Here is an 11,079-nt window from a genome sequence, read left to right as displayed (position 1 = left end):
TTTCAGGACTTTTAGAAACTTTAGGAAACGGGTATTCCTTATGAACATATAAAAAAATAGGCAACCGAGGTTACCTATTATCTTTGAGATTTTAAATCCCACACGATTTGACAAAGAGCCGTTTATTCTGCCTTTTCTTTATTACAACTTTCTGGCCGATTCCCGCTCAATCAACTCAAAAGGAATGATGATCTTCTGTTCGTCAGCCTTTTCTTCATCCTTATTGGACAGACTCAGAAACTGCTGAACAGCCGCCGCCCCAAGCTGGATGATATTAATATCAAAGGTCGTCAGCTGAGGGTGGAGGAGAGTGCTGAAAATCGAGTTATTAAAGGTAATAACCGACACATCTTTAGGCACAGTCTTTCCCGCCCGGATAAAGACCTCGATGACCTTAATGCCAAGGGCATCATCTAAGACCACAAGGGCAGTCTCATCGCCAAAGAGCTCTTCTTCGTCAAAGATTATCAGGCGTTGCTTCAATTCCCTAAAGTCCATCTCATCTGCAAAACCCCGATAACGTTGCTTAAAGACCTCGCCCCGTCGGGTATTGCTCACAAAGGCAATTCTTTCATGGCCAAGACCAGTCAAATACTGAACCGCCCGCCTGCCCATGAGATGATTGTCGTTATCGATACAAGACAACTTTGAATCTGACTCAGAAGGGGTTCCCACCAAGACAAAGGGGATGTTTTCTTCCATCATGTAGTCTCGGACACTGTCAGAAGCTCCTGCATAGAGGACGATGAAGCCATCCACTCGTTTTTCCTGATGGAGGAGACGGACCTGCCGCTCGACTTCTTCAGTCTCATGACCGGTCGCTATGGCTATCGAAACCTGACTCTTTTGAGCTTCTGCGTTAATCGCTGTTAATATTTGCATGAAGAAGGGCTGGTTGGACTTGCCAACGACCGGTGGAAAGACCACACCAATCGTATTAGTCTTGCCTGAGGCCAGGATGCCTGCGGCTGCGTTTCTCCTGTAGCCCAGCTCATCGATGGCTTTTCTGACCTTTGCTTTCGTCTTATCAGAAATTTCACTGCTGTCTTTGAGGACGCGGCTGACCGTAGAGGCATTGACGCCAGCTCTTGCAGCCACATCTTTGATGGTAACGGCCATTTCAGCCTCCTCCCTTTTTTATTGTTTATCTGCCTGATTTTTCCCAAGTGGCCTTCAGGAAATCAACTGTAAATCCAGTAGTATCCGGCACTAAGGCAATGTCTGAGCCCAGGTCTTCCACGCGTCCTACACCGATAGGCAGGGCACCTGAAGCCTTGATGGCTGTGATGCCAGCCTGGGCGTCCTCTAAACCTATGGCTTCTTCTGGCTTGACCCCAACGCCTTCAGCTGCTGCAATAAAAATATCAGGAGCAGGTTTTGAAGCCGCAACCAGAGCTGGATTAGCAATGGCATCAAAGTATTCCGTCAAGGCCATCCGTTCCAAGAGGAAGGGGCCATTCTTTGAGGCGGAAGCTAGGGCAATCTTGATGCCTTCCCTCTTCAAGTCCTTTAAGAGCTCCAAGATCCCCGGATAGACATCTGCTGGGGAAACTTTTTCAATCATTTTAACATAGTTATCGTTTTTACGCTTGGCTAGAGCAGCAAATTCTTCTGCTGAATAAGCAGCTTCCTTGCCACCCAGCGCTAAAATCTTGGTCAATGAATCCTCGCGGGAGACCCCCTTGAGCTGCTCGTTAAATTCCCGGTCAAGACCTTCGATACCGAGTTCTTCTGCCAGGGCCTTCCAAGCCTTGTAGTGATATTCTGCTGTGTCTGTGATGACACCGTCTAAGTCAAAGAGTACTGCTTTGAACATATCAATCTCCTATTTTACTGCTATTGTATATTTGCTATCGAGTTCAATCGCTTCACCGTAGACTTCAAGTGAAAGTGCTGGGCCGCTGAGCAATTCAAGCTTAACATTGCTATCGACCGTAACCTTAATCAAGCTACCCCGGTAGTTGATGTGGAAGGCATAGCCTGTCCATGCGCTTGGCAAGAATGGTGCAAAGCTTAATTTACCGTCCCATGTCTTCATTTGAGCGAAACCTTGAACGATGGCCAGCCATGAACCTGTCATTGAAGTAATATGAAGTCCGTCTTCTGTGTCGTTGTTGTAGTTGTCCAGGTCGAGACGGGCTGTACGTTCATACATTTCAACAGCTTTTTCTTCCATTCCAAGCTCAGCTGCAAGGATAGAGTGAATTGATGGAGAAAGTGAGCTTTCATGCACTGTCAATGGTTCGTAGAACTCAAAGTTCTTACGTTTTTCTTCCATTGTATACTTGTCACCAAAGAAGTAAATGCCTTGAAGGACGTCTGCTTGCTTGATATAAGGGCTACGCAAGATTTTATCCCATGACCAGTTTTGGTTCAATGGCAAATTGCTTGGATCAAGCTCAGCGACTGGTGTCAAATCTTTATCGAGGTAAGTATCATGTTGCACAAAGATACCAAGTTCATCATCTTTTGGATAGTACATTTTCGCATCGATTTCTGCCCATTTTGCGAGTTCCTCTACAGAAACTTCAAGGTCTGGACGTGGATGCTTTTTGAGTGATGCTGCCGTGTAACGCAATACCCAAGCTGCCAATGTGTTAGTGTACCAGTTGTTATTGATGTTGTTTTCGTATTCGTTTGGACCAGTGACACCGTGAATCATGTACTTGTCTTGGCGTTTAGAGTAATGCACACGGTCAGCCCAGAAACGAGCGACTTCAACGAGGACTTCAAGCCCTTCATGAGCAAGATATTCTTCATCACCAGTGTAGTTTGTATAGTTGTAAATGGCGTAAGGAATCGCACCATTACGGTGGATTTCTTCAAAAGTGATTTCCCATTCGTTGTGGCATTCTACACCTGTGAAGGTGACCATTGGGTAAAGGGCACCTTTCAATCCTTGTTGTTGTGCATTGTGAATGGCTGCTTTGAGTTGGTTACGACGATATTTGAGCAGATTCTTAGTAACTTTTGTGTCCGCCAAAGCGAGATAAAGTGGAACAGCGTAAGCTTCTGTATCCCAATAGGTTGCTCCGCCGTATTTTTCTCCTGTGAAGCCTTTAGGACCAATGTTCAAGCGTTCGTCTTCGCCATAGTAAGTATTGAACAATTGGAAGAGGTTGAAACGAATCCCTTGTTGGGCTTCATCAGAACCTGAAATTTGGACATCTGCGATTTCCCAACGTTTTGCCCAACCATCTACTTGTGCTTGGTAATGCGCCATGTAATCTTTAGCAGCGACTGCTTTGAGCAATGGTGTAGCGGCTGCTTTGATGGCTTCCAGATTTTCATAATCACGGCTTGTCAAAACGACCACACGTTTTTCAAAGCTTTTAGTTTCTCCAGCATCAAGATGAACTTCATAAACATCTGTTACTTGGGCTGCTGCTTTATCAGAAGCTTTTTTCTCAAAATCGCCTGCAAAAGCTTGTGCAGCATAAACAGTGAATTGATCCACACCAAATGGATTTGGAATGGTTTCGCTCGCAATGTATGAAAAGTCTGCTTCGTTACCAGCTTCAAGCACTTTCCAGAAGTTTTCATCATAGTTAGAATCTTCATTACGCACATCAGCATCAAGGATAGACGCTGTACGAACAGTGTGTTCTTGGCCATTGACATTTTCAAACAAGAAAGCAAACATCGCAAGTTGTTGAGTCGCGATAGAGAAGAAACGCTCTACTGAGACTTTAACACCTTCAAAGATATAGCTGTATGAAAGGATACCTTTTTGCATGTCAAGGCTGATGTTGAAATCTTTCACATCAGAAGTTGCCAAATCCACTTCTTTGTCATCGACAAAGACTTTCACTGGTGAAAAGTTGACAGCATTGATAGCTTTACCAAAATATTCTGGATAACCATTTTTCCACCAACCGACACGTGTCTTATCTGGGAACCAAACACCTGCGATATAAGTTCCTTGGTGGTGATCGCCTGTATAAGTTTCAGAGAAATTCCCACGCATGCCCATGTAGCCATTACCAATCGCTGTCAACGATTCTTGAAGACGACGGTCTTCTTTTTCGATTTTGTCTGATTTGATCAACCATGGGTCAATAGCCATGATACGTTTGATTTGTTTCATAATTTAATTTTGCCTCTTTCCTAAGGATTATTTTTTTATTTTGAAAACTTGGTATTCCCAAGGATCAAATTTCATTTTTGTTGTAAATGCTCGTCTTTTACTGCCAAGCACTTGTTCATAGTCTCCCATTTCATCTGGGAAATTAAGATTCGCTCTTGTTTCACCAAGATTGCAAAGGACTAAGAATTCATCTCTTTGATAGGCAAAGAGCTTGCGGTGTTTTTCAAAGTAGAAGCTGATGCCACCATCAGAAATAGCTTTTTCTTGATGGCGAAGCGCGATGAGTTGCTTATAAAGGTCAATCAACTCCCCAGATTTTTCAACATTGACCTCTGGATAATTGGGATTGATGACAAACCAAGCTTTTCCTGTCGTAAAACCAGCGTTTTTACTGTCGTCCCACTGCATCGGTGTCCGCGAGTGGTCACGGGCATTTTGCGTGACTTGGGCGAGCGCTTCGTCTTTAGACAAGCCCTCTGCCAGAAGCTTCTTATAATTTATAGCTATCTCAGCAGCATCTGTCTGCTTGATGTCCGTAAAAGGAAAATTCCGCATGCCAATCTCTTGACCTTGATAGATAAATGGTGTGCCACGCAAGAGCATATAACTCACGGCCATTGCTTTCGCTGAAGCCAGACTTCCGTCACCAAAAGTGTCAATGACACGTGGCTGGTCATGATTTTCAACATAGAGCGCGTTCCAGCCGTCCTCTAGCATATCTTTTTGCCAGCGCATGATGACTTTTTTGTAGCCGTAGATTGACCCTTGACCGTTGCCATTGGACTTCCTAGCATTGTGTTCGAGCTCAAAGAGCATATTCACATAACCGCCGTCACCTGTCCAGCGGGAGGCTTTATCAGAGGTCACGCCAGATGCTTCACCGACAGTCAGCGCAGCGTATTCGTCAAAGATAGCTTTGAGCTCCTTCATATAGTCGTCGATCCCTTCGACATTCATGAAAGGCTGCCAAGGTCCATTCCCCTTCCAAGACTTGATTTTAAAGTCCCAAGGGGCTTTTTGGATATGGGAAATGGCGTCTAGCCTAAAGCCATCGATACCGACATCGCCCAGCCACCAGCGAATCATTTTATAAATTTCTTCGCGAAGTTTTGGATTTTTCCAGTTGAGGTCGGGCTGTTCAGGCGCAAAGACATGAAAATAAGCTTGTTTGGTCTTTGCTTGATAAGTCCAAGCTGGCACACCAAAGAAAGACATCCAATCATTTGGCAGCTTGTCCTTGGTCGCATCCGCCCAGAGATAATAATCTCGATATGGATTGTCCCTGGACTTCTGCGCTTCAATGAACCATGGATGCTGATTTGAGGTGTGGTTGACCACCAAATCCAAGAGGACTTTCAAGCCACGCGCATGAGCAGCTTTCAAGAATTTCTTAAAGTCCTCCATCGTCCCAAACATCTCATCAATCGCATAAAAATCAGCAATGTCATAGCCACCATCAACCTGTGGACTCTTGTAAATCGGGTTAATCCAAAGAAAATCAACGCCCAAATCTTTGAGATAGTCCAGCTTTTCAATCATACCGGCGATATCGCCAATCCCATCGCCATTACTATCTTTAAAAGACTTGGGATAAATCTGATAACCGACCATTTTATGAAAATCTTCTTGAGCCATAAGCTAGCCTTTCAAAATAAAATAAATAAGAACAATGTCTACAATTAGTCCAACAATCCAAGCCGCCCAAAAGTACCACTTGCGCGTTTTGTGGTGAACCAAGCGTCCGGCCAGTATGGCACCAATCCCACCAGCAAGAATCGCCTGTGTCAAAAGCACTTTTTCTGGAATCCGCCAGAGATGGTGGCTCGCCTTATATTTGTCTACCGCATAAAAAACAAAGACAATGATATTCCACAAGAGTAGTATCAAAATCGCTATCATCCGAACATCCATTTTTCAACCTCCATCGCATAGGCTTGCCAAGGTTCGAGTAGATCAGACGCCTCCCCAATAATTAGGCTCCCTTGACAGGATGGCGTAAAGCTCTGCAGCTCATCTGAAAGATTGGCTACCACTAGAAATTCACGCCCCCGCCATTTTCTGAGGTAAGCAAAGACATTGTCTGGGCTTTCCAAAAGTTCAAAGTCCCCGTAGACAATCCATTCTTCAGATTTTCTCAGCTCGATGAGCTGCTGATAAGTTTTGAAAATACTGTCCGAGTCTTTCAAACTTTCTTCAACATTAATCGTCAGATGATTTGGATTGACAGGAAGCCAAGGCTGCCCCTTACTAAAGTCTGCATTTTTAGCTGCTGACCATTGCATTGGTGTTCTAGCATTGTCACGCCCGATTGCTCGGATGATGGGCATGGCTTCCGCTTCCGTCAAGCCTTTGTCTTTGACATAGTTTAAGCTTTCGATGTCATTGACTTGCGAGAGAGCTTCAAAAGGAAAATTCGTCATGCAGATTTCTTCACCATCTGAGTCTTGAAAACTTCTAGGATAGATTTGATAGACTGTGGCAGATTGCCACCAGTGCTTTTCCATAAATACTCACTTTCTTAGCCTTTACTAATGGCGAAGCCATTTGGCGCGATGCTGACATTTTTGCCGTCTATTGTTGCAAGATTAGAAAGCATCAGGTCTTTAAGTTCGCCGTCAACTGCTTTTTTACCCGTATTAAATGTTCCAATCAATACATCTTCACCAAGTTTTCTTTGGAGTTGAATGACGCCATTTTCATCGGAAACGACACACCAGTCCATAGTACATTCGCTTAAAAGTTTGCTGTTCTCTTTTCTAAAGGCAACCAAAGCTTTGAAGAAAGCAAACATTTCTTGGTCTTGATGCTCAGCTGTCCAAGGCATGACTTTCCGACATGCTGGATCGCCGCCACCTGTTACCGCATACTCGTCACCGTAGTAGATACAAGGGACACCGGGTTGCAGATAAGTAAAGGCTTCGACCTGTTTCATCAAGTCCTTATCTTCTTCACATTCTGTCAAAAGTCTTGGTGTGTCATGACTATCAAGGACATTGAACATGACTTGATTTGTCTGATCGCGGTAAAGCATGAGTTGCGTGTTCAGCGCAGCGACCATCTGTGTTAATGTTGTTTTCCCTTTGACGATACTATCAGCAATTGCTCCTGTATAAGCATAATTCATGACCGCTGAGAACTCATCACCCACTAGCCAAGGTTGAGAAGAATGCCAAACTTCGCCCAAGATATAGAAATCCTTTTTGACTTCATCACAAGCTTTGCGGAATTTCTTCCAGAAAGTATGGTCAATCTCATCCGCAACATCCAAACGCCAAGCATCAATATCAAATGCCTTAATCCAATAAGTCGTGATATGCAAAAGGTAATCAATCACTTCAGGATTTGCCGTATTAAGTTTTGGCATGTGAGGTGTGAAGGCAAAAGTTTCGTAAGTCGCATCAACCGCAAATTCATTATTATCCGTCGCGACATAGCTGGCTGGAAATTTATTAATGTGGAACCAGTCGGCATATTTTGATTTTTCCTGATTTTTAAGGACGTCTTGCCACTGCGGAGATTCGTCCCCAATATGATTAAAGACCGCGTCAATCATGACTTTAATCCCACGCGCATGCGCTTCATCAATCAATTTCTTGAACAAGGCTTTATCCCCAAAATGCGGGTCGATTTCCAAATAATCTTGCGTATCGTACTTATGATTCGTCGGTGCTTTGAAGACTGGCGTGAAGTAAATCCCGTTCACACCAAGCTCCGCCAAATGATCGAGATGGTCAAGCACCCCTTGCAAATCTCCACCATAGAAGTCTTCACGTTCTGGCGTCTCTGTTGGATCCCAAGCTTTGACATTTTCTGGGTCCAGCGACTTGTCGCCATTGGCAAAACGTTCTGGGAAAATCTGGTACCATACCGTGTCTTTCACCCAATCTGGCGCTTTGAAACGGTCAACTTCATGAAAGAAAGGCAGGCGGAAGGCAGCGTATTTCTTCGTCAGCAGCTCGATATCATAAGGCATCGCGCCCCGGTCCGTCAGGACAACTTTTTCGCCCTCTTGACCTGTAATAACAAAGAGATAGTCCATTCGTTTGTGGGCTAAGTCCACAGCAACTTGATAATAATCGTGTGACTCTGTCGTCACAACTTTTTGCATTTCTATAGTAAGAAATTGCCAATCAGGTGTCGCACCCGATGAATCACCATTTGACAACATGACTTCTGAAAAGTCGTAAGGATCTGCATAAATCAGTTCAACCTTTGCAGCATCGTCAATGGCTGTCCGAATGCGAATTCTTACTTCATCTACTTTATAAAGAAAAGCAAACTCCGACTCTGGACGGTGGTAAATAGCGGCTGTGTTCATCTATAGAACCTCCAATAAACAGAATTTACGGTTGTATTTCTTTCATTTCCAACAGATCTGGAAGTGCTTTCACATTAATTTCATTTTATCAGAATCAAAAATAACTTGCAAGCGTTTGCGTTAAATCGCACTAATCAAACAAACTCAATTGTTCAACCCTTTGAGGTACTTCTTCTTTAGGTTGTTTTAACCTTAGATAGCGTTTTTTTGTCGTTTTTTAGGCATAGGGTTTAGTTAATAGAAAGTACTGCAAATGGGTCTTCAAAGGTTGTGTTTTGAGGAGTTGTTAGTGCGCCTTGATTATTGTTAAAAGGGGTCGCTAGTGTATTGCCTTGTTGAGGAATGTTTGGATTGGTTTGTCCCCAAAAAGATTTTGGTTAGGTGTTTGTTGGTTGTTTACAGGGTTTTGTCCAAAGTTGGGAACAGTTTATTCTTATTGGAAACCTTGGTTTTGTGGCGGAAATGTCCCCGTTTGACCTGTTTGTGGTATTGTCGATTGTGCTGCAGCTGCTGTTTGATTTGGTGATGGTGCTGTGGTTGGATTCCCACCAAAAAGACCATTTGTTGCATTATTTTGAGGAGCAGCTTGACTTGTTTGTGGTTGTTGTTGGGGCACGCCATAAGCTTGAATCAATGGATTGAAGTTTTCCGCAGAACGAGTATGATATGGTTGAGCGTTAATATCACCTTGAATGGCATTAATACCAAAGTCCCAATTTGCCTTAGAGCTTTGGAAAACGTTGAAGATGATACGTAAGTGGAACCTTTTGCAAAGTTCTCTACAGAGCTGTCTGTGACTTCTACAGGGTTATCCCATTGGTTAAGGGTGGCTTGGAAATGTTTTGGAGTGTAATTTGCAGTACCATCCCAGTTGTATTGTGTGCGAAGCCCATCACGTGTTGAGTAAACGTGTTGTCCAAACCATTTTACAAGTTCAGGATTCGTTGTGAACGCAGCACGGGGGTTGTTAATGACAATCTTACGGTAGCCTTTTGTGTTTTCAGAAATTTTGTAATCCGCAGATCGGCCAGTTTTTTGCTTGTTCGCATTTTGGATTTCATTTTTGTTGTATTCATTAAGGTGAGAGTATTCAATTTCTCCTTCAATAATGAGTTTATCTCCAGGTTGAATGGAAAAAATAACTCCAGCACATGCGCTGGGGTTATTGAGGATTTTTAAAATCTCATAACTCAAGCAACTTTTGCAGGCTTCACAGTAGCAACCGAAATCGCACCAATGATCAAGAGGATACCAGATACCAAGATCATCACTGGGAAGCTAGAACCCAGGAGTGGGAAGAGGGCAAAGGAAGCGACAGAGGCAACGATCTGTGGCAGACAGATTGAACCGTTGAAGAGGCCGAGGAAGGTCCCCATATGGGCCCCTTCACCAGCAGCTTCCAAGCCATTGGTCAGGAAGATGAATGGGAAGGCCATCATAGAGGCCCAAGCGATACCGACAAGGATGAAGGAAATCACTAAGAGACCAGCAGTATGAATCATAAAGACCGAGGCAAAACCGATACCGCCAAGCAAGAGTGACAGGCTATAGGCAAATTTGTGTTTTTCATTTGGTACTTTGGTCAAGACAAATGACCAGAGCACTGCTGCAATCGCTTGAACAGCTGACATGATACCAAACCAGTTACCAGCAGCTTGGAAGGCTGAACTTGCAGGATTGACCGTATGCCAAACGTTTTGAGCTACCGCACCAGTTCCATAAGTCCAGAGGTATTGGAAGCCCATCCAGCAGAAAAATTGTACCAGTGTGACAGTCCAGAAAATCTTAGGAGCACGGCCAAGGAGCTTCATGAAGCTGACTTTTTCAGTCTGTTCTTCTTCTGTCAAAACATGATAGAGGGCGTATTGTTCAGGCGTGTATTCTTTAACCTTAAAGACAGTGATCAGGGCACAGATCACAAGGACTGCAGCACCTGCATAGAAGGAAAGAATAACTGACATTGGCACCTGACCAGCTGCGGCAGTATTGCTTACACCGAAGGCAGTCAACATGAATGGGAAGATGGACGCAAGTACAGCACCTGCGTTTGAGAAGAAGGATTGAACTGAATAAGCGTAACCTTTTTGATCTTCGTTGACCATGTCACCGACCATCATCTTGAAAGGTTGCATGGCAACGTTTGAAGACAGGTCCATGAATAGTATAGTGATGGCACCAAACCAGAGGGCTACGGGCACCGAGAAACCAAATGACCCTGAGTTTGGAAGGAGGCAGAGGACCAACATGGCAACAATGGCTGAAATCAAGAGGTAGGGAAGTCGACGTCCGCCAAGTTTTGGCGCCCAGGTCTTGTCAGAATATTTTCCGACAAGTGGTTGAACAACCATTCCCGCAAGCGGTGGCAGAATGAAGAAAAATCCAAGCTTTGTAGGGTCAGCTCCCAGCGTCTCAAAGATGCGGCCCATGTTTGAGCTTTGAAGTGAGAAGGCCATCTGAACACCAATAAAGCCGAAGGATAGCATCCAGATCGTACCGATCGGGAGGTTAGGAAGTTTTGAAGTTTTCACGATATTACTCCTGTATCTATTTTTTTTTATGTGAAGCAATGCAAACGCTTGCATTGCTTCACATAAAAAAGTATATCACTTTTTATTCTGAATGGCAAGAAAAAAGTAAAGCCCTTTCAAAAAAACTCTAATTCATCTTCATCTTT

General features: G+C 44.0%; 10 protein-coding genes. 1 reads left to right on the top strand and 9 read right to left on the bottom strand.

Features of this window, described 5'->3' with window-relative positions:
• Nucleotides 1-141: 141 nt before the first annotated feature.
• From NtB2_RS07805 to NtB2_RS07775, 7 genes are read right to left on the bottom strand one after another with little or no spacing between them, the layout of a single operon-like run.
• A complete protein-coding gene (locus NtB2_RS07805) occupies nucleotides 142-1,119 on the bottom strand; it encodes a LacI family DNA-binding transcriptional regulator (RefSeq protein ID WP_109246390.1) in 978 nt (325 codons plus the stop codon).
• A gap of 25 nt (nucleotides 1,120-1,144) precedes the next feature.
• Complete coding sequence (gene pgmB / locus NtB2_RS07800; RefSeq protein ID WP_109246389.1) at nucleotides 1,145-1,816, bottom strand: beta-phosphoglucomutase; 672 nt, start codon at nucleotides 1,814-1,816, stop codon at nucleotides 1,145-1,147.
• Nucleotides 1,817-1,825: 9 nt separating this feature from the next.
• The gene (locus tag NtB2_RS07795) at nucleotides 1,826-4,087 is read right to left on the bottom strand and encodes a glycoside hydrolase family 65 protein (protein ID WP_109246388.1); all 2,262 of its coding nucleotides are present in this window, start codon (nucleotides 4,085-4,087) and stop codon (nucleotides 1,826-1,828) included.
• Nucleotides 4,088-4,114: 27 nt separating this feature from the next.
• The gene (locus NtB2_RS07790) at nucleotides 4,115-5,722 is read right to left on the bottom strand and encodes an alpha-glucosidase (protein WP_109246387.1); all 1,608 of its coding nucleotides are present in this window, start codon (nucleotides 5,720-5,722) and stop codon (nucleotides 4,115-4,117) included.
• A gap of 3 nt (nucleotides 5,723-5,725) precedes the next feature.
• The gene (locus NtB2_RS07785; RefSeq protein ID WP_109246392.1) at nucleotides 5,726-5,986 is read right to left on the bottom strand and encodes a DUF1294 domain-containing protein; all 261 of its coding nucleotides are present in this window, start codon (nucleotides 5,984-5,986) and stop codon (nucleotides 5,726-5,728) included.
• Nucleotides 5,983-6,591, bottom strand: coding sequence for an alpha-amylase family glycosyl hydrolase (locus NtB2_RS07780; RefSeq protein ID WP_109246386.1), 609 nt, complete (start codon nucleotides 6,589-6,591; stop codon nucleotides 5,983-5,985). Before NtB2_RS07780 ends, NtB2_RS07785 begins: the two co-directional genes overlap by 4 nt.
• A gap of 14 nt (nucleotides 6,592-6,605) precedes the next feature.
• Nucleotides 6,606-8,405 carry a glycoside hydrolase family 13 protein gene (locus tag NtB2_RS07775; protein WP_109246385.1) on the bottom strand — a complete coding sequence of 600 codons (1,800 nt, stop codon included), beginning with the start codon at nucleotides 8,403-8,405 and terminating at the stop codon, nucleotides 6,606-6,608.
• Nucleotides 8,406-8,786: 381 nt separating this feature from the next.
• Between NtB2_RS07775 and NtB2_RS07770 the strand changes: the two genes are divergently transcribed.
• Nucleotides 8,787-9,047 (top strand): hypothetical protein, encoded by a 261-nt coding sequence (locus NtB2_RS07770; protein WP_109246384.1) that lies wholly within the window; start codon nucleotides 8,787-8,789, stop codon nucleotides 9,045-9,047.
• Here NtB2_RS07770 and NtB2_RS07765 read toward each other — a convergent pair.
• Nucleotides 9,036-9,599 carry a hypothetical protein gene (locus NtB2_RS07765; RefSeq protein WP_109246383.1) on the bottom strand — a complete coding sequence of 188 codons (564 nt, stop codon included), beginning with the start codon at nucleotides 9,597-9,599 and terminating at the stop codon, nucleotides 9,036-9,038. The genes NtB2_RS07770 and NtB2_RS07765 overlap by 12 nt on opposite strands.
• On the bottom strand, nucleotides 9,596-10,888 hold the full coding sequence (locus tag NtB2_RS07760) for an SLC45 family MFS transporter (protein WP_225867064.1): 1,293 nt from the start codon (nucleotides 10,886-10,888) through the stop codon (nucleotides 9,596-9,598). The genes NtB2_RS07765 and NtB2_RS07760 overlap by 4 nt, the downstream gene beginning before the upstream one ends.
• Nucleotides 10,889-11,079 lie beyond the last annotated feature (191 nt).

Source organism: Lactococcus termiticola (assembly GCF_003116835.1).
Lineage (GTDB): Bacteria > Bacillota > Bacilli > Lactobacillales > Streptococcaceae > Lactococcus > Lactococcus termiticola.
This window is presented reverse-complemented; position numbering and strand designations above follow the sequence as displayed.

Bases quoted from the DNA above. Each gene is read 5' to 3' on its own strand.
- NtB2_RS07805 (WP_109246390.1), bottom strand. From the start codon at position 1,119: ATGGCCGTTACCATCAAAGATGTGGCTGCAAGAGCTGGCGTCAATGCC.
- pgmB (WP_109246389.1), bottom strand. From the start codon at position 1,816: ATGTTCAAAGCAGTACTCTTTGACTTAGACGGTGTCATCACAGACACA.
- NtB2_RS07795 (WP_109246388.1), bottom strand. From the start codon at position 4,087: ATGAAACAAATCAAACGTATCATGGCTATTGACCCATGGTTGATCAAA.
- NtB2_RS07790 (WP_109246387.1), bottom strand. From the start codon at position 5,722: ATGGCTCAAGAAGATTTTCATAAAATGGTCGGTTATCAGATTTATCCC.
- NtB2_RS07785 (WP_109246392.1), bottom strand. From the start codon at position 5,986: ATGATAGCGATTTTGATACTACTCTTGTGGAATATCATTGTCTTTGTT.
- NtB2_RS07780 (WP_109246386.1), bottom strand. From the start codon at position 6,591: ATGGAAAAGCACTGGTGGCAATCTGCCACAGTCTATCAAATCTATCCT.
- NtB2_RS07775 (WP_109246385.1), bottom strand. From the start codon at position 8,405: ATGAACACAGCCGCTATTTACCACCGTCCAGAGTCGGAGTTTGCTTTT.
- NtB2_RS07760 (WP_225867064.1), bottom strand. From the start codon at position 10,888: ATGCTATCCTTCGGCTTTATTGGTGTTCAGATGGCCTTCTCACTTCAA.